This is a genomic window from Arthrobacter sp. SPT-J7 (genome assembly GCF_059089965.1).
In genome coordinates this window covers 1-19,442 of sequence record NZ_JBNHFF010000001.1, presented here as the reverse complement: position 1 = coordinate 19,442, position 19,442 = coordinate 1, and the positions used below count along the sequence as shown (strand labels likewise).

The 19,442-nt window shown below is 61.8% G+C and carries 14 protein-coding genes and 1 pseudogene; 7 read left to right on the top strand and 8 right to left on the bottom strand.

Features of this window, described 5'->3' with window-relative positions:
* Positions 1–2,145 precede the first annotated feature (2,145 nt).
* The 8 genes from AC5RWX_RS00075 to rpmH form a co-directional block, all read right to left on the bottom strand.
* Positions 2,146–3,447 carry a ParB/RepB/Spo0J family partition protein gene (locus tag AC5RWX_RS00075; protein ID WP_494077924.1) on the bottom strand — a complete coding sequence of 434 codons (1,302 nt, stop codon included), beginning with the start codon at positions 3,445–3,447 and terminating at the stop codon, positions 2,146–2,148.
* An 86-nt stretch (positions 3,448–3,533) separates the two neighbouring features.
* Positions 3,534–4,613: a ParA family protein gene (locus AC5RWX_RS00070; RefSeq protein ID WP_493940600.1), complete on the bottom strand. Its 1,080-nt coding sequence runs from the start codon at positions 4,611–4,613 to the stop codon at positions 3,534–3,536.
* Positions 4,614–4,718: 105 nt separating this feature from the next.
* Positions 4,719–5,354 carry a 16S rRNA (guanine(527)-N(7))-methyltransferase RsmG gene (gene rsmG / locus AC5RWX_RS00065; protein ID WP_493940627.1) on the bottom strand — a complete coding sequence of 212 codons (636 nt, stop codon included), beginning with the start codon at positions 5,352–5,354 and terminating at the stop codon, positions 4,719–4,721.
* Between the two features lie 40 nt (positions 5,355–5,394).
* On the bottom strand, positions 5,395–5,961 hold the full coding sequence (locus AC5RWX_RS00060; protein ID WP_494077925.1) for a Jag family protein: 567 nt from the start codon (positions 5,959–5,961) through the stop codon (positions 5,395–5,397).
* Complete coding sequence (gene yidC / locus AC5RWX_RS00055) at positions 5,958–6,923, bottom strand: membrane protein insertase YidC (RefSeq protein ID WP_493940598.1); 966 nt, start codon at positions 6,921–6,923, stop codon at positions 5,958–5,960. Before yidC ends, AC5RWX_RS00060 begins: the two co-directional genes overlap by 4 nt.
* A 14-nt stretch (positions 6,924–6,937) precedes the next feature.
* On the bottom strand, positions 6,938–7,327 hold the full coding sequence (gene yidD, locus AC5RWX_RS00050) for a membrane protein insertion efficiency factor YidD (RefSeq protein WP_493944204.1): 390 nt from the start codon (positions 7,325–7,327) through the stop codon (positions 6,938–6,940).
* Positions 7,328–7,332: 5 nt separating this feature from the next.
* Positions 7,333–7,728, bottom strand: a complete 396-nt coding sequence (gene rnpA / locus AC5RWX_RS00045; RefSeq protein ID WP_494077926.1) for a ribonuclease P protein component — start codon at positions 7,726–7,728, stop codon at positions 7,333–7,335.
* A gap of 72 nt (positions 7,729–7,800) precedes the next feature.
* Positions 7,801–7,938 carry a 50S ribosomal protein L34 gene (gene rpmH / locus AC5RWX_RS00040; protein ID WP_127513203.1) on the bottom strand — a complete coding sequence of 46 codons (138 nt, stop codon included), beginning with the start codon at positions 7,936–7,938 and terminating at the stop codon, positions 7,801–7,803.
* A gap of 426 nt (positions 7,939–8,364) precedes the next feature.
* On the opposite strand from rpmH, the gene dnaA reads away from it, so the two are divergent.
* The 7 genes and pseudogenes from dnaA to gyrA all read left to right on the top strand — a co-directional run bounded on the left by dnaA (position 8,365) and on the right by gyrA (position 19,347).
* Positions 8,365–9,780, top strand: coding sequence for a chromosomal replication initiator protein DnaA (gene dnaA, locus AC5RWX_RS00035; RefSeq protein ID WP_494077927.1), 1,416 nt, complete (start codon positions 8,365–8,367; stop codon positions 9,778–9,780).
* 506 nt (positions 9,781–10,286) lie between these two features.
* Entirely contained in the window at positions 10,287–11,411 is a 1,125-nt protein-coding gene (gene dnaN, locus AC5RWX_RS00030) for a DNA polymerase III subunit beta (protein ID WP_493940595.1), read from the top strand.
* Between the two features lie 23 nt (positions 11,412–11,434).
* Positions 11,435–12,370: pseudogene (gene gnd / locus AC5RWX_RS00025) on the top strand (phosphogluconate dehydrogenase (NAD(+)-dependent, decarboxylating)); the annotation flags it as partial.
* A gap of 10 nt (positions 12,371–12,380) precedes the next feature.
* The gene (gene recF / locus AC5RWX_RS00020; protein ID WP_494077928.1) at positions 12,381–13,577 is read left to right on the top strand and encodes a DNA replication/repair protein RecF; all 1,197 of its coding nucleotides are present in this window, start codon (positions 12,381–12,383) and stop codon (positions 13,575–13,577) included.
* Between the two features lie 94 nt (positions 13,578–13,671).
* Entirely contained in the window at positions 13,672–14,196 is a 525-nt protein-coding gene (locus AC5RWX_RS00015) for a DciA family protein (RefSeq protein WP_494077957.1), read from the top strand.
* A gap of 316 nt (positions 14,197–14,512) precedes the next feature.
* Complete coding sequence (gyrB, locus tag AC5RWX_RS00010) at positions 14,513–16,534, top strand: DNA topoisomerase (ATP-hydrolyzing) subunit B (protein WP_493944203.1); 2,022 nt, start codon at positions 14,513–14,515, stop codon at positions 16,532–16,534.
* 77 nt (positions 16,535–16,611) lie between these two features.
* Entirely contained in the window at positions 16,612–19,347 is a 2,736-nt protein-coding gene (gyrA, locus tag AC5RWX_RS00005; RefSeq protein WP_493943857.1) for a DNA gyrase subunit A, read from the top strand.
* Positions 19,348–19,442 lie beyond the last annotated feature (95 nt).

Below are 19,442 nucleotides of genomic sequence, written 5' to 3'. Positions count from 1 at the left end.
ATGCGACACACCTGCAACCCCGTACCAGCGTGTCCTCGCCGTCAAGAAGCAACTAACAAAAGAAAGCATGCCCCGATTCCGGCCGCAATTCGACTTCAGGTTCAGGCGGTACGCGCCGAGCTGCTCGCGCCGACCACCGCCAAGCACGGCACGATTCAAGGAACCAAGCTACGCGGCATCTTGACGTGCCTTGGCGCCTGTTTCACGTGAAACCGCGCATTACTCACCCCTATGCAGTCCCGCCGGCCTGGACAGCAGGACGCATCGCGTCGTAGTGACCGTCCCTGGAATCCCCACCGAGCCCCGTGCACGCCGCGGCCACCAATGAAGAAGGTGCCGATGTTTCACGTGGAACAGGAGCTGAGTTCAGTGGCGTGCCCCTCTGATAGTTCGGCGTACCTCTGAAGACGTTCTGGGTAGACTACTGAATACTCCGCGAGTAACGCGTCTGTACCGCTGCATGCTTCCATCCAGGGCAACGCTTCTCTTGTCCAACCCCAGCTTGGAGTCTGTCATGGATAGGCGGGGTTGTCGTCGGGAACGAGGCCACGTAGATACTCATGGTCTCGGTACTCAGCATGTGTCGAACAGGCAGGAGCCCTGCTTCTGCTCACCTCGGACGAAGACAATCCTTCGTCAGGACCACACACAGAACGCGCCTACTCGAATGGGCGTTGGGCTACACGCGGCCGCGCATTGCGAGCCCGGGGAAACAGGTCTCCCCTAACAGGGCGGTTTCGCGCTCCACCACGAGCCGGCATAAGAACGCCGTAGCAAGCGTGCGATGCACATACTCCTTCACCCTTCACGTGAAACATCCGGATGGGCAATCCGTACGAGTTAATGGAAGGAGCTGACCCCGCCCCCCGCCGGGTCGCTTCAGTGGTTCACTTCCAGCTTCACAGTGCTCCAGTTCAGGTCCGGGCTCTTTGCCGCATGGCCGCTGTTCCCTCACGCAGGCTTCTGGTCAGTGCTTCGGCTACACCTGCGGCTGAAGGCAGTTGCTCTTGCCGGAGTTGTCGCTCGATGGCTCTGATCGTCTCGGCCCAGAATCCTCCGACCAGGCGCTCATCGTTGCTTCCGTTCCCTGCCCGTCTGGCCCGGGATCTGCCCCCTGGTTGCACGTGAAACGGAGGACATAGCGAGCATGATCCATGTTTCGGGCACGCCGTAGTTATCTGGAAACAGGTCGAGGTATTCCGCCAACTTAACCGCACTCGGCGAGGAAGACAGTGCTGGGTTGCGATTTCGCAAGGCACTGACGATACCGTCCGTTGCAGGACGAGCTAGTCTATGGCCTCTGCCTCAGAGAAACACAAATAGACGGGGCGTTTCACGTGGAACAATTCCGGGAGCCTTCGATTCTCGATGCTTTTTCAGCGCCCCCGCGCAGAAGCTGTTACCCGCTTGCAGTGGTTCCGTTGCTTTTCTTGTGCCGGCAACGCATCAGGATCGCCAAGATAATCGCTGCGACTGAGAACAGGGGCTTGAACCAAAGCTGTCTGGGAACCGCTCCTGGTCGCCCGTCAGGTGTGGAAGAAGTCGGCTTTGGGTCCGCTCATGTGCTCATTCCGCTTCCCAAGGGGTCTCATGGGGCTCCGCTTTGCCCTGTTTCACGTGAAACGAAGGGGCGCGAACGACAAGTGGGTGCGCGTAGATCGCCGACAGCTCTGTCTGGTGGCAATCGGAGGGGAGCCGCCAGTAAGACCGGAATACAGTTGAGCGCATTGGAATACGGCTTCCTTCCTGGCGTCAGCCTCCCGTTTGACCGATTTGCGGCCCGCCCGAGAATTGAAAGGGAACGATGATGGCCGGAGGCTCGCGTCCCAAGTGAGGAGGAATTTGGCTCATTCGTTCCACGTGGAACACTTCGAGCCCCTAAGATCGCGCGCAACATGCCAGTCTACGGTCCATTTTCGGAGAAGCAGTCAGTCATGGCCGGCACTGAACGGAATCGCACGCTGAAGTGAACTGCATCGGCAGCCTGGAAGGGAAACCAGACTACGAAAGCAAGGCGATACACGAGTCCGATCCTCGGCTTACTAGTAAGAATTAGCCCAAGGAGGGTGCCGAGACTGTTGGCCGAGAAAAGGGAGGGGCCCGTCCATGATGGACGAGCCCCTCCGTTTCACGTGAAACAGACGGCTAGGGAGCCGCCGGATTCAAGACGTCCATGATGCGGTTCAAGTCATCAACGCTTGCGAACTCAATGCTGACTCTTCCCTTCTTGGCGCCCAAGGTGATCTTCACACTGGTGTCCAAACGGTCGGATAGAGAGTTGGCCAGGTAATCGAGCCGCTCGTGCCGGGCACCCTCGCGGGGTCGCCCCTCCCGTTTCGGCCGGCGAAGGCCATCACTAAGGGAGACGATCTCTTCGGTGGCACGAACAGACAACCCTTCAGCAACAATCCGCTGGGCCAACTTCTCCATTTCGGCGGGATCCGTGAGGGCTAGAAGGGCACGGGCGTGACCAGCGCTGAGAACACCCGCAGCTACCCGCCGCTGTACCAGCGGTGGCAGCTTCATCAATCGCAAAGTGTTGGAGACCTGCGGCCGAGACCGACCGATTCGGTCCGCGAGCTCGTCGTGTGTACAGCCGAAGTCATCCAGCAGTTGCTGGTACGCTGCAGCCTCTTCCAGCGGGTTGAGCTGGCTTCGGTGCAGGTTTTCAAGAAGTGCGTCGCGGAGAAGATCATCATCGGAGGTGGACCGGATGATTGCTGGAATGGTTTCCAGGCCAGCAGCCTTGGTAGCCCGCCAACGGCGTTCGCCCATGACCAGCTCGTACTGGGCTTCCACACCATCAGCCGGACGGACAACGATCGGCTGCAGTACACCGATTTCCCGAATCGAATGCACCAGCTCAGCCATGTCTTCTTCATCGAAGACGGTACGCGGCTGTTTGCGGTTTGGCTGAATCGCTGAAACCAGAACCTCTGCAAAGGTCGCCCCTGGAACTTCAACCAAGTCCGGACCTGCTGTTTCACGTGAAACGTTGGTGCCGAAGACCAGCTGTTCTCCGGCACCCGCGTCTTCCGCTGGCTGCCTGGTCTCGGGTACGGGCTCATTGGCGTCCTGTGCGGGGATCCGGCCGCCGGTCTGCGGAGACGGATCAGGGGCCTCGCTCTTGACCGTTTTTTTGGGCGCCGGCTTCTTAGAGGCAGGCTTCTTAGTTCCGTTCGGCGTGGTTCGCCGTGGGGCCCTGAGAACCTCGGCCATTTGCGCCGCACTCGACCCAGCAGCCGAATCTGAATCCGTGGTGGTAAGAATTGCCGCATCCGCATCATCCCGTCGGGACGACGCGGGGAAGAAGACGTCGACAGGACGCTGCGTTCGTTTCCTAGCTAAGGACCCCTGGCCTTCGGTTGTTTCGGGCTCTTCGCTTGCAGGAGTGCTGGGAATCAGTGCGCCCAAGCCTCGTCCTAAGCCACGGCGTTTTTCACTCATCTGGACCCTCTTCCGTCATGCGCCGAGCTGTCGCGCACTACCTCGTTTAAGGCGTAATTCTAACGTTTTACTGATCGAATTCTCGGTTACTTGCCGCGCTCGGCGATTTCAGCCGCGGCCTCCTGATAAGACAGGGCTCCGCTGGAGGACGGGTCATAAGTAATAACGGTCTGCTGGTAACTCGGCGCCTCGGAAATGCGGACGGACCGTGGAACAACAGCGCTCAGCACCTCGTTGGGGAAGTGTTCCCTGACTTCGGCTGCCACTTGGGCAGCGAGGTTCGTGCGGCCGTCGTACATAGTTAGCAGGATGGTTGAAACCACCAAGCCAGCGTTAAGGTGCTTCTGAATCATCTCAATGTTTTTGAGGAGCTGGCTCAACCCTTCCAGGGCGTAGTACTCACATTGAATGGGAATCAGAACCTCTTGGGCCGCAACAAACGCGTTCACCGTGAGGAGGCCAAGGCTGGGTGGGCAGTCGATGAAGACATAGTCCAACCGGGGCAACCCGGCAGCCTCGCGCTCCTGTGCATAAACTTCGATGGCACGGCGGAGGCGCTGTTCTCGTGCCACCAGGGAGACCAGCTCAATCTCTGCGCCGGCCAGGTGAATGGTGGCAGGCGCAACGATCAGGTGGTTAATGTCTGGGCATTGAGCAATCACCTCGCCCAACGGCATATCGTTGATGAGGACGTCATAGATACTGTCAACATCCGCGTGATGCTCGACGCCGAGGGCGGTAGACGCGTTCCCCTGGGGGTCGATGTCGATGACGAGAACGTTCAGGCCAGCCGTAGCCAGAGCAGCCGCAATATTGACCGTGGTAGTGGTTTTGCCGACGCCGCCCTTTTGGTTGCTGACCGTCAGCACCCTGGTTTGAGCTGGCCGGGGAAGTTGTTTGGCCTTCAATCGTTCACGCCTGCGGTTTTCACTCGCCAATTCTTGAGCGAGAGGTGTGCTTTCGTCGATCGAATCCATAACGTTTGGAACCGTAGCCTCTATCTTGACATCGGAGTTGGCCAGTTCGGCCTGATTTGCGCGGGAGGTTTCACGTGAAACAAGACTGGTTCCGGTGCTCGAAACAACCGCATCTGATTGATCGGCGTCTCCAAGAGAAGACGGCTCATCGACAACGCCCTCGGCCACTCCCGAAACCATTTCGCTCATCGCCATTTTCGATTTGCCCGCTTTCACTCTCCCGGCACGACCCCTCTTAGCCTATCGTTGCGCGGCTGGTTTCACGGGCGATCCGAGGGTGTGTGGACCAACAGGTTAAGCTGCCACAAGGATTCGAACGACCGTTGTCGGCTCTTCCAGGAGTCCATCTCCGACGGTCAAGATCTCTGTCTCGCGGCCACCCAACTTCCGAATGACCTTCGATGCCTTCTCAACTTCGTCGGCAGCGCTGCGACCCTTGATGGCGAGCATCTCACCGCTACCGTGCAGCAGTGGAATCGACAGTCGCGCAAGTTTGTCCAAGGCAGATACTGCCCGCGACGTCACGACATCCGCTGAAACGTCGTCCGCGGCAAGCTCAGCCCGTGTACGTACTACGGTGACGTTGTCTAGCCCCAAGTCGTCGACCACTTCATTGAGCCAGACTACGCGGCGCTCCAAGGGCTCGATGAGCGTCAGGCGCAAGTCGGGCCGTGCCAACGCCAAGGTCAATCCCGGCAAGCCGGCGCCGCTCCCGACATCAGCAACCGCGGCGTCTGGACCTATCAGGGTGGCGACAACCGCGCAGTTCAGGACGTGCCGGTTCCACAACCGCGGGACTTCACGGGGGCCCAACAGCCCCCGTTCGATTCCGGACGTGGCCAAATGCGCAACGTAGCGTTCGGCCAGATCCAGCCGGTCGCCGAAAACGGCCTGGGCGGCTTTGGACTCGGCTACCGTCATCTCAACTATGGACATACCTATGCCCTATCCAACCAGCAACTGATCAAGGTCAGGACTCCACCGACACCACAATGTGGCGGTTGGAGCCTTCGCCCTCTGATTCGCTGACCAGCCCAAGGTCAGCGATGGCGTCATGAACGATCTTGCGTTCATAGGCGCTCATCGGCTCCAGTGCCACATCCTGCCCGGATTCCTTTGCCTCGGCGACCGCATCCTGGGCGATCTTGAGCAGTTCCTTGCTGCGGCCTTCGCGGTAGCCGGTGATGTCCAAAACCAACCGCGAACGGCTGCCAGTTGACGTCAGGACAGACAACCGGGCCAGCTCCTGCAAGGCCTCGAGTACTTCTCCGTCGGTCCCTACGAGCGCCTTGAGGGCCTCGTTGTCCTCGTCTTCGGAAACGATCGAGATGTAGGTGCGACCATTGCGTACTTCGATGTCGATGTCGCCATCGATGTCAGCGATGTCGAGGAGTTCCTCGAGGTAGTCCGCAGCTACGTCTCCCTCTTCGTCCAAACGCTTAGCAGAATTCGAAACGGCAGCCTCCTCCTGTTCGTCTGCCGCAGCTGCTTCGCCGGAAAGTTCTTCAGTCACTTCGGATACGCTTTCGCTGCTCATTTTCTCTTCCTGTTCTTACGCTGTGGCTGATGGCGCTGGCCCTTCGGCTCCGCAGGGGCTTCGACAGCAGGCTCCTCTGTCTTCCGCTCACCGAGCAGCGGAACCATCGGCAAGCCCTTCTTTGCGCGCCGATCCGCCAACTCGCGTGCAGCCTGCGAACCAGGGGTAGGCATGCGCCGGATAACGAAGAACTGCTGTGCCATGGTCCAAATGTTGGTGGTCGTCCAGTAGATCAGAACACCGATCGGGAAGTTGATGCCACCGATGCCGAAGACGAGCGGCAGGATGTACAACATCATTTGCTGCTGCTTCATGAACGGTGACTGCATGGCTTCGGCAGACATGTTCTTGGCCATGATCTGCTTCTGAGTGATGAACTGCGATGCCGTCATCGCCAGGATCATGATGATCGACAGGACAACAACCGCGCCCTGGTTGGCTCCACCACCGCCATGAAGCAAGGACGCCGATAGCGGGGCGCCGAAGATCGATGACGCATCGAACTGCCGGATGAGTTCGGGGGAAAGCGCGCCGATGCCCTCGCCATTTGCGCTGGCATGCGAGGCGGTGCTGAGCACCCGGAACAGCGCGAAGAAGAATGGCATCTGGACCAGCATCGGCAAGCAGGCCGAGAACGGATTGGTCCCGTGCTTCTTGTACAGCGCCATCTGCTCCTGCGTCATGGCCTGACGCGAAAGCTGATCGGTTTTTCCCTTGTACTTCTGCTGCAACTTGCGCAGGTCAGGTTGCAGGGCCTGCATTCCCCGCTGGGCCTTGATCTGCTTAACGAAGACCGGGATGAGGGCGGCGCGGATCACCAACACGAGGCCGATGATCGAAAAAGTCCATGTCCAGCCATTGGCCGGATCCAACCCCAACCAAGACAGGCCGGCGTGGAACGCCCACAGGATCCACGACACTACCCAAGTGAAAGGCAGCAGGATCGTGCTCAGGAAGTCCATTGTCTATTTACTCCTCAAGCCGCTTCGCGGCCTTCATCGTCGGCCGGAATCACTGGGTGATTAAGTTCGATTATCCGGGGGATTCTGGCAGGGTTTTCCTGCAGCCACAGGTCAAAGGAAGGCGATGCCGGAACATGGTCGACGCCTCCGGGATTCCAGGGATGGCATCGGCATAACCGCCGCGCAGCCAGCCAGCTGCCTTTGGTGGCACCATAAACGGTCACAGCTTCAAGGGCATAGGCAGAACAAGACGGGAAAAAGCGGCACACCTGGCCATACAGCGGCGAAATGGTCTTGCGGTAGGCGGCGAGAGCGCCAATCAAAACGGACTGCGGGATCGTCTGGATCCGCTTGGCGGTGGCGGTGGGAGAGGAAGCCTGCGTGCAACGGGCGGTGGAACTCATGCCGCTCATCCCTTCTCCTCGGGCACAACGCGCGCAGGCGCAGTAGACGTTGCAGTCAACTTGATCACGGCCGTTTTGAGCGCCTTCCGGTAATCATGTTCCAGCGCGTCGAAGTCCGCACTGGCCGCTGCCGGAAGAGCGCGCACAACAACCGCGAGTCCTTGGGCATACTGATTGTCCCTCAGACTAGCCGCTGCGAGTTCCCGCAGTCTTCTTTTAACGCGGTTGCGGATGACGGCGTTCCCTACAGCCTTAGAGACGATGAAGCCAAAGGCAGTCGGTTCGACCGGCTTAACAGCTGCCGCATATAACACCAAGTTCCGGCGCCCTGATCGGACGCCGGAACGGACAGTTGTTGAGAAGTCCGCCGATGCGCGCATCCTGTGCTGGCTGGAAAGCATGGCGCTACGCAGCTGGCCGAGATGCGATGCTGCGGGAACGGAACCTCACAGCCGGATCGACAAACCGGCTATTTAGGCCGACAGTTCGGTACGGCCCTTGCTGCGGCGTGCTGCCAGGATGGCGCGGCCGGCGCGAGTGCGCATGCGAAGGCGGAAGCCGTGCTTCTTGGCACGACGGCGGTTATTCGGCTGAAAAGTCCGCTTGCTCACGGTGGTTACTCCAAGACGATCGACAGATGCGGTTGGACCCGTTGCAACAGGGGGAAGAACAGGTCGACGCTCTTATATAGGCGCCTACTTCAGGACCTGGACGCAAGGCGTGCACGGATACCAAAGTAGACATGAAGGACTAGTCAACGTTAGGCGATGGCGGCAAGAACCGTCAAACCAGCAGTCTCGCCCCCCGGGCGTTTCCGTGGATAACACCTGTGGACAACTCTAGCGAAAACGCGATGCGCCCGGTTCCTAGGACTCCGGGCACAGCGTCCACAGGCCCCTGCATCCCAGCTGTTATCAAGCAGAATCATGCTCTACGCTTGCAGGAGCCCCTTATCCACCGTCTGTGAATAAGTCTGTGGATTTCGGGCACGCTGTCGGCAGAGGCCGAAGCAAGATGAGCTTCTGAGGGGTATCTAGGTGGACACGGACCAAATAAACGACGTCGGAAGTTCCTGGCGCAAAGTGGTCCGCACCTTGGAACAGGACGATCGCGTCACGCCCAGGCAGCGCGGGTTCATCGTGTTGGCCCAAGCAAAGGGACTGATCGGGACGACGTTGCTGGTTGCACTCCCCAACGAACTGACCCGCGAAGTCTTCCAGTCGCAGCAGCTCAAGGAACCGCTGCACGACGCGCTGTTCGAAGTTTTCAAGGACGATATCCTGTGCGCTTTCAGCGTCGACACGGATATGGCTCCGCAGGCCGAACCAGAACCCGAACAAGAGCCTCGGTCGGCTCCGTCAGTCGTGCGGAACGAGGCACTGCCCCAACCGCCGAAGGAGAGCACATCCCAGGAACTGGGCCGGCTCAACCCTAAGTACATTTTCGATACCTTCGTCATTGGCTCGTCCAACCGCTTTGCACACGCGGCTGCTGTAGCGGTGGCCGAAGCCCCGGCCAAGGCGTACAACCCACTGTTCATTTACGGGGACTCCGGACTGGGCAAAACGCACCTGCTGCACGCAATCGGGCATTATGCCCGCCATCTCTACAACGGCATTCGTGTCCGGTACGTCAACTCCGAAGAATTCACCAACGACTTCATCAACTCCATCCGCGACGATGAAGGCGCCAGCTTCAAGCAGTTGTACCGCAACGTCGACATCTTGCTGATCGACGACATCCAGTTCCTGGCCAACAAGGATGCGACCCAGGAAGAGTTCTTCCATACGTTCAACGCTCTCCACAACCACAGCAAGCAAGTAGTGATCACTTCGGACCTGCCGCCGAAGCAGCTCTCCGGATTCGAAGAACGGATGCGGTCCCGCTTCGAATGGGGGCTGTTGACGGACATCCAGCCGCCAGAGCTGGAGACCCGTATCGCTATTCTGCGCAAGAAGGCCATCAGCGAGGGGCTGTCCGTGCCCGATGAGGTCCTCGAATACATCGCCTCAAAGATCTCCACCAACATCCGCGAGCTAGAGGGCGCACTGATCCGGGTGACTGCGTTTGCCAGCCTGAATCAACAGGCAGTGGACATGGGCCTTGCCGAGATCGTGCTCAAAGACCTCATCACCGACGAGGGCGCGCAGGAGATCACTTCGGCGACGATCCTTGGCCAGACGGCGGCCTACTTCAAGCTCAGCATGGAGGAACTGACCAGTAAGTCCCGTACCCGGACCCTGGTGACAGCACGCCAGATCGCCATGTACTTGTGCAGGGAACTGACCGACATGTCCTTGCCGAAGATCGGCCAGGAGCTTGGCGGACGCGACCACACCACCGTCATCCACGCAGACCGAAAGATCCGCGAGCTGATGGCGGAACGCCGCGCGATCTACAACCAGGTCACGGAGCTGACTAACCGCATTAAGCAGCAGCAGCGCGACAGTTAGCCTCACCGGCGCCTGCAGACTCGAACTACACCGCTGAAATTAACAGGTGTGGATAAGGCTGTGGATAGTTAAGTGGAGAACCCCGGTACTTAAGAGGACAACTACCCTGTTGCCTGTGGATGCGCGAAATCCCACGGATTTTCGTCCACAGCCGCCCAGCACGGTCTTCGATCTCCCTACACATCTTGTGAACAGGCAACTTCCGCGCGGCAGCAAGCAAGACCGAGGTTATCCACAGTATCCACAGCTGTTATTAACACTACGAATCCCAATATTTGAAGTTCTTTCAAATAACATTTGACCCTGTCCCAGTTCCCGGACGCCCCGCAGAACAGCTGAAGCGAACGTCGCCGTGCTCCCGGTGCGCATTGACCGTTGCTGCGGCTAAGCTTGCACAGAGAATTGTTGCCATCTGCTTCAGCCTGATGCCGTAGTCCAAGCATTTGCACCAGGCCACCGCAGGCGGCCTTCCCCAGCATGTTCGTTGTGAAAGGCGGCTTACTTCAGTGAAGTTCAGAGTTGATCGGGATGTTCTGGCGGAAGCCGTGACATGGACAGCCCGTTCCCTGTCACCTCGTCCGCCGGTGCCCGTGCTGTCGGGCCTGCTCATTCGTGCTGAAGGCGGGATGGTCAGCCTTGCCAGTTTCGACTACGAGATTTCGGCGCGTCTGCAGATTCCGGCGGACGTTTCCGCTGAGGGAACAATCCTGGTATCCGGACGCCTCTTGGCCGATATCTGCCGCAGCTTGCCTTCAGCCCCGGTCGACATCGAAACCGATGGCTCAAAAGTCGCGCTGACCTGCCGGAACAGCCGGTTCAACCTGGCCACCATGCCGGAGGGGGATTATCCGGAACTGCCGGCCCTGCCCGATGTCAGCGGAGTGGTGGACGGAGAAGCTTTCGCCCAAGCCGTCAGCCAGGTGATTATTGCGGCGAGCCGTGACGACACGCTGCCCATCCTGACCGGTGTCCGGATGGAAATCGAAGGCGATCTGATCACCTTGCTGTCCACCGACCGCTACCGGCTGGCACTGCGGGAACTTCACTGGCGCCCGAGCACTCCGGGCATTTCCACCAGCGCCCTGGTGAAAGCCAAGACGCTGAGCGAGGTGGCCAAGACCCTGGGTGGATCCGGCGATCTCAACATTGCCCTGTCCGACAACAGCGAACTGATCGGGTTCGAAAGCGGCGGCCGCCGCACCACGTCGTTGCTGGTGGACGGTGACTATCCGAAGATCCGTTCATTGTTCCCGGACAACACGCCGATCCACGCGACCGTTGAGACGACCACCCTGATCGAAGCCGTCCGCCGCGTTTCGCTGGTGGCCGAGCGCAACACCCCGGTCCGCTTGGCCTTCACGGACGGCCTCTTGACGTTGGACGCCGGAACCGGCGAAGACGCCCAGGCTTCCGAGGCGATTGAAGCCGCGCTGTCGGGCGATGAGATCACTGTCGCCTTCAACCCGCACTACCTTTCCGAAGGCTTGAGCGCGTTCGACAGCAAATATGTCCGGTTTTCCTTCACCACGCCGCCTAAGCCTGCGGTCATATCCGCCCAAGACGATCTCGAGGGCGAGGACAAGGAAGACTACCGGTACCTGCTGATGCCAGTGAGGTTGCCCAACCAGTAGCCGCCCCAGCCGCCCATCGACGAGAGGAAAGAGTGAGTACCATGCACATCGGACTGATCGGCTTGGGCCGGATGGGTTTCAACATGCGGCAGCGGCTTCGGGACGGCGGCATCAAGGTGACCGGGTATGACCGCAACCCCGAGGTCAGCGACACCGCATCCGTTGACGAACTGCTCCAGGCGCTGCCGGTCCCGCGCACCGTGTGGGTGATGGTACCTTCTGGTTCGGTTACCGACTCAGTCATTATCGAACTGGCGGACAAGCTCTCCGCCGGGGACCTGGTCATAGACGGCGGGAACTCCAAGTTCACCGCGGACCGGGACCATGAAGCGCTTCTGGCCGACCGGCAGATCGGCTTCCTCGATGTCGGTGTATCGGGCGGTGTGTGGGGTCTGGCGAACGGCTACGGCTTGATGGCCGGCGGACGTGCCGAGCTGGTCGAGGCAGCGATGCCGCTCTTCGACGCCTTGCGGCCGGAAGGTCCACGGGAGGAAAGCTTCGTCCACGTGGGCGACGTCGGTGCCGGCCACTACGCCAAAATGGTGCACAACGGGATCGAATACGGACTGATGCAGGCGTACGCCGAGGGCTACGAACTGTTGGAAGCCAAGGACATCATCAAGGACGTCCCGGGCACCTTCCGAGCCTGGCAAAAAGGGACGGTGGTCCGGTCCTGGCTGCTGGACCTGATGGTGAAGGCCCTCGAAGAGGACCCCGGCTTGAGCCAGATCAGCGGTTACGTCGAGGACTCCGGCGAAGGACGGTGGACGGTCGAAGAAGCCATTGCGCACGCCGTTCCCGCCCCGGCCATCACCGCCGCGTTGTTTGCCCGGTTCGCATCACGCGAAGAAGATGCCCCCGCCATGAAAATGGTGGCTGCCCTGCGCAATCAGTTTGGCGGGCATGCCGTCCGAAAGCCCGGCCAGCCCCAGCCCAACCACGGCCCCGAGCCGAAGTAGCAGTACCGCATTGTTTGTTGAATTCCTTTCGCTGACTGATTTCCGCACCTACCCGCAGCTGGACATCGCCCTGAAACCGGGCGTCACCGTGTTTGTCGGGTCCAACGGGGTCGGCAAGACCAATATCGTCGAGGCCATCGGCTATCTGGCCTCCCTCTCCTCGCACCGGGTCAGCAATGACGCACCGCTGATCCGATTCGACAGCCCGCGATCCTTGGTGCGCGCCAGGGTAGACCGCGGCGGACGCAGCACCGCGCTGGAACTTGAAATCACCGCCGGCAAGGCCAACAGGGCGCGCATCAACCGGGGCGCTCCGGTGCGGGCCCGCGACATTTTGGGCCACCTGCGCACGGTGCTCTTTGCTCCCGAGGACCTGGCACTCGTCAAAGGCGACCCGTCCAACCGCCGACGCTTCCTGGACGAGCTCCTGGCCAGCCTGGTTCCGCATCACGCGGCCACCCGCAGCGACTTCGAACGCGTCCTCAAACAGCGCAATGCGCTGCTCAAGTCCGCCCGCGCCAGCGGACGGTTCACCGCCGCCCATGAAGCGACACTGGAGGTGTGGGACCAGCACATGGCGGAGGCCGGAGCCGCGCTGCTGAAGGCGAGGCTGGACCTTGTGGACCTCCTGCAGCCGCACCTGGACGCGGCCTATGCGGCGCTGACGGATGGCTCCAAGCGGGCTGCCGCCGTGTACCGGTCCACCATCCACAGCCAATTATCGGATGACGGCGAGGTGGAGAACGACGGCGGCGCCGGCCTTCCGCCGTTGGCGACCCTGAGCACTGCGGAACTGGCAGAGCTCTACCTTGCCGCCTTCAAACAGCAACGCAAGCGCGAAGTGGAGCGCGGCATCTCGCTGGTGGGTCCCCATCGCGATGAGCTCGAACTAATGCTGGGACAGGCGCCGGCCAGAGGCTATGCCTCCCACGGCGAAACCTGGTCCTTGGCGCTGGCCCTGCGGCTGGCGTCCTACTACGTGTTCTGCGAAGACGATCCTGCCCCCGGCGCGGCCCCGGTCCTGATTCTGGACGACGTCTTTGCCGAACTGGACAGCCAGCGCCGGTCTAAGCTCGCCGGCATCGTTGCCGGCGCCGAGCAAGTGATCGTGACCGCCGCCGTGGCCGAAGACATCCCCGAAGCGCTGAGCGGCGAACAGTTCAAGGTGGTTCCGGGAGGCGTGGCCAGTGGCCAGGAAACCGTCTGAGCGACGGCTGAACCCGCAGGAACAGGCAGGCCAGCCGGTCCAATCCGGCCTGCCGGAGATTGCCGGGCGTCCACAGCCGGCCGGGACGCCGGCAGTGGAGCCCGCCGACGGAGCAGATGCAGAGGAAGACCTGGACGCGGCGAAAGCGGTCCTTAACAGAGTGCGCCTGGCTGCAGCGGCGCGCGGCGACGTGCGCACCCGGGCCAGCAGCCGCCGTCGTCAATCCCGAGGTAACCGGCCCGCTGCTGCGACCCAGGACTTCGGCCGCGATCCGCAGGGCTTGGGCAGGGTGTTCGACCGGTTCATCGCAGAACGCGGCTGGAACTCCCCCGTGGCGGTTGGGTCAGTGATTTCGCGGTGGGATGAATTGGTTGGCCCGGACATTGCGGCCCACTGCCGGCCCGAAAGCTTCGAGGACACGACGGTGCAAGTGCGCTGCGATTCCACCGCCTGGGCCACGCAGTTGAGACTGCTAAACAGTGACTTACTGAAGCGCTTCGCCGACAAGTTGGGCCCCGGCGTCGTGACCAAAATTCAGGTACTGGCGCCCGCCGCGCCCAACTGGCGCAAGGGTAAACGCACCGTCAGCGGCCGCGGACCGCGGGATACCTACGGCTGATTCGAACCGACGAAGCGTGCTTTCCGGAACCATCCGGGACGCGCTTGCGTAAACGGCATGCAGAGCGCTGCGGGGGCCTACGGACATACACCGTCCCATACGGCACCCGGTGGCGGCGTTAAAAGCCGGTTTCCGTGCCGCTTAGAGCCATGTTCGTGCAGGATTCACCGTCCCGACACGGTAGAATTGACTGGGCGGCGCCCGTCCTCACGCTGGAGGGGCGCCGACACACGAGTCCATCCGGACGGAACACAAGGAGTCAACGGCAACTGTGGCAGAGGACAACGAGCTGGAAAACACCGGCGCAGAACCCGCAATGGCAGAGGGCAACGACGGCACGCATTACGACGCCAGCGACATCACCGTCCTCGAAGGTCTGGAAGCCGTCCGCAAGCGGCCAGGCATGTACATCGGTTCCACCGGTCCGCGTGGTCTGCACCACCTGGTCTATGAAGTCGTAGACAACTCCGTTGATGAAGCACTTGCGGGCTACTGCGACACCATCGAAGTCACGCTGCTGGCCGACGGCGGTGTCCGGGTGGTGGACAACGGCCGCGGCATCCCCGTGGACATGCATCCGACCGAAGGCAAGCCGACGGTCCAGGTGGTCATGACCATCCTGCACGCCGGCGGCAAATTCGGCGGCGGCGGGTACGCGGTCTCCGGCGGCCTGCACGGCGTCGGCATCTCCGTGGTGAACGCCTTGTCCGCACGGGTGGAAACTGAGATCCGCCGCCAGGGCTACGTCTGGCAGCAGTCGTTCGCCAACGGCGGCATGCCGGTGGGCGATCTGCGCCGCGGTGAGGAAACCACCGAGACCGGCACGTCGCAGACCTTCTGGGCCGATCCGGAAATTTTTGAATCCACCGAGTACGACTTCGAGACGCTGCGCGCCCGGTTCCAGCAGATGGCCTTCCTGAACAAGGGCCTGAAGATCATCCTGACCGATGAACGCCACCCGGAAACCCACGCCCCGTCCAGCGAAGACGTGGACCTGGACTCCGCCGGTTCCGAGGTCGAGACCACGCAGGAACACCGCCAAGTCGTCTACAAGTACGACAACGGGTTGCTGGACTACGTCACCCACCTGAACTCCTCCAAAAAGGTGGAAGTCATCCACCCCGAAGTCATTGCCTTCGAAACCGAGGACACGGAGCGGAAGCTCTCGGTGGAAATCGCGATGCAGTGGACCACCTCCTACTCGGAAAGCGTCCACACCTACGCCAACACCATCAACACGCATGAAGGCGGCACCCACGAAGAAGGTTTCCGCGCCGCGATGACGTCCTTGATCAACCGCTACGCGCGGGAAAAGAACCTGATCAAGGAGAAGGACGACAACCTCACCGGGGACGACATCCGCGAGGGCCTGACCGCCGTCGTCTCGATGAAGCTGGGCGAGCCCCAGTTCGAGGGCCAGACCAAGACCAAACTGGGCAACTCCGAGGCCAAGGGCTTTGTGCAGCGCGTTGTCACGGACGGGCTCGGCGACTGGCTGGAGCGCAACCCGGGTCCCGCCCGCGACGTGATCCGCAAGTCGATCCAGGCATCGCAGGCCCGGCTGGCCGCGCGGAAGGCCCGCGAGTCCACCAGGCGCAAGGGTCTGCTGGAATCCGGCGGCATGCCGGGCAAGCTCAAGGACTGCTCGTCCCGTGACCCATCCAAGTCGGAAATTTACATCGTGGAGGGCGACTCGGCCGGCGGCTCGGCCGTCCGCGGCCGGAACCCGGAAACCCAGGCCATCCTGCCCTTGCGCGGCAAGATCCTGAACGTGGAGCGGGCCAGACTGGACCGGGCCCTGAGCAACGCCGAAGTCCAGTCCATGATTACCGCGTTCGGCGCCGGCATCGGTGAGGACTTCGACGTCGAGAAGGCCCGCTACCACAAGATCATCCTAATGGCGGATGCCGACGTGGACGGCCAGCACATCACCACGCTGCTGCTGACCCTGCTGTTCCGGTACATGCGTCCGCTGATCGAACACGGCTACGTGTACCTGGCGCAGCCGCCGCTGTACCGGATCAAGTGGTCGAACCACGCGCACGACTATGTGTTCAGCGACCGCGAACGGGACGAAACCGTACGCCGCGGCCTGGCGAACAACCAGCGGCTGCCCAAGGAAAACGGCATCCAGCGGTACAAGGGCCTGGGCGAGATGGACTACACGGAACTGTGGGACACCACCATGGACCCGGACCACCGCACGCTGCTGCAGGTGACCATGGAGGACGCCGCCGCAGCGGACCAGATCTTCTCGGTGCTGATGGGCGAAGACGTCGAATCCCGGCGCTCCTTCATCCAGCAGAATGCCAAGGACGTCCGCTTCCTCGATATCTAGCGTGTCCCCTGGGGTCCGCCGCTGGCGGGCCCTAGCAGCGGACCGCGACCAGGCTTTGACGTAAAGGAACTTAAACGATGAGCGACGAAGAGACGCCGGACCTTCCGGAAGGCATCGGCGAAGAGCCGATCGAGGGCGAAATCCTGACCGACCGGGTAGAGCAGGTCGACCTGCAGACCGAAATGCAGCGGTCCTACCTGGACTATGCCATGGCGGTTATCGTGGGCCGCGCCCTGCCGGACGTCCGGGACGGCCTCAAGCCGGTGCACCGGCGCGTGCTTTACGCGATGTTCGACGGCGGCTACCGGCCGGAGCGCTCCTTCAACAAGTGCGCGCGTGTGGTGGGCGAGGTCATGGGCCAGTACCACCCGCACGGCGACATGGCCATCTACGATGCCCTGGTCCGCCTGATCCAGGACTGGACCATGCGGTACCCGCTGGCGCTGGGACAGGGCAACTTCGGTTCGCCCGGCAACGACGGCGCTGCCGCCCCGCGGTATACCGAAACCAAGATGGCCCCGCTGGCGCTGGAAATGGTCCGCGACATCGACGAAGACACCGTCGATTTCCAGGACAACTATGACGGCAAGAACCAGGAACCCACCGTCCTGCCGGCCCGCTTCCCGAACCTGCTGGTCAATGGCTCCTCGGGCATCGCCGTCGGCATGGCCACCAACATTCCGCCGCACAACCTGCGCGAAGTGGCCGCCGGCGTCCAGTGGTATCTGGAAAACCCGACCGCCAGCCGCGAAGAGCTCCTCGAGGCCCTGATCCAGCGGATCAAGGGACCTGACTTCCCCACCGGGGCGCAGATCCTGGGGCACAAGGGCATCGAAGACGCCTACCGCACCGGCCGTGGTTCGATCACCATGCGGGCCGTGGTCAATGTGGAGGAGATCCAGGGCCGCACCTGCCTGGTGGTCACCGAACTTCCCTACCAGGCCAACCCGGACAACCTGGCGATGAAGATCGCCGAACTGGCCAAGGACGGCAAGGTCGCCGGCATCGCAGACCTGCGTGACGAGACGTCAGGCCGTACCGGCCAGCGCCTGGTCATCGTGCTCAAGCGCGACGCCGTGGCCAAGGTGGTGCTGAACAACCTCTACAAGCACACCTCGCTGCAGGAAAACTTCGCGGCCAACATGCTGGCGATCGTCGACGGCGTGCCGCGCACGCTGACCCTGGATGCCTTCATCCGGCACTGGGTCACGCACCAGTTGGAAGTCATTGTCCGCCGCACCCGCTTCCGGCTGAACAAGGCCGAGCAAGAAGCGCACATCCTGCGCGGCCTGCTTAAGGCTCTTGATGCCCTGGACGAAGTCATTGCGCTGATCCGTGCCTCCTCCACCACCGAAGAAGCCCGCGAGGGCCTGATGCGGCTGCTCGATATTGACGAAGACCAGGCACGGGCCATCCTGGACATGCAGCTGCGCCGCCTGGCCGCGCTGGAACGGCAAAAGATCCAGGACCGCCACGCGGAACTGGAACGCATGATCGAAGAGTTCAACCGCATCCTGGCCTCCGAAGAACTCCAGCGCAGCATTGTCAGCGAGGAACTGGCCGAGATTACCGAGAAGTTCGGTGACGACCGGCGGACCCAGATCATGATGGGCTACGGCGGGGACATGAGCGTGGAGGACCTCATTCCCGAAGAGGAAATGGTGGTCACCATTACCCGCGGCGGCTACGTCAAGCGCACCCGCAGCGACAACTACCGGTCGCAGCAGCGCGGCGGCAAGGGCGTGCGCGGCGCCCAGCTGAGGGGGGACGACGTCGTCGAGCACTTCTTTGTCACGACGACGCACCACTGGCTGCTGTTCTTCACCAACCTGGGCCGGGTGTACCGGGCCAAAACCTACGAGCTGGCCGAAGCCGGACGCGACGCCAAGGGGCAGCACGTAGCGAACCTGCTTGCGTTCCAGCCGGATGAGCACATTGCCCAGGTGATGGACCTGAAGGATTACCAGCAGGCTCCCTACCTGGTGCTGGCCACCAAACGCGGGCTGATCAAGAAGACCCGGCTGGAAGACTATGACACCAACCGTTCAGCCGGTGTCATCGCGATCAACCTGCGCGAAGGCGACGAACTCGTGTCGGCACGGTTGGTCTCCGAAACCGACGACATGATGCTGGTATCCCGCCGGGGCCAGTCGCTGCGCTTCACCGCCACGGACGAAGCCCTGCGGCCGATGGGCCGGGCCACCTCGGGCGTGACCGGCATGAAGTTCCGCGAGGACGACGAGCTGCTGGTGGCCGGCGTGGTGCGCGACGACTCCTACGTCTTCATCGTCACCGAAGGCGGCTACGCCAAGCGGACTTTGGCCGACGAGTACCGTGTCCAGGGCCGCGGCGGCCTGGGTATCAAGGTGGGCAAGTACCAAGAAGAACGCGGCCACTTGGTCGGCGCACTGATTGTCCAGGAAGAGGATGAGGTGCTGGTGGTGATGGAAAGCGGCAAGGTGGTCCGCTCGTCCGTCGCCGGCGTTCCCGCACGCGGCCGCGACACCATGGGCGTCATTTTCGCCAAGCCGGACAAGAAGGACCGCATCATTGCCGTGGCACGGAATTCCGAGCGGGGTCTGGGCGGCGACGAGGAAGATACCGAGAATCCGGATGCTCCGGAAGCTCCGGAAAACGGCACCGCAATCGACGCCGAAAACGGCACCGTAATCGACGCCGGGATCGACGCGGAAACCGATGCCGAAACCGACGCCGAAACTGCGCCGCAGGCCAACGATGAAGTACCGTTGGACGCAGACATGACGCAGTCCGCAGCCGAAACGCCGGCGCCGGAAAACGGAGGTAACGAGTGAGTACACCTAAAACGCCGCGGCCGGGCACCCGCCCGCAGCCGGCCAACGCGCCTCGGGCTGGTACCACTCGCGGCGGCACGCCCGCCCGCCCCGCC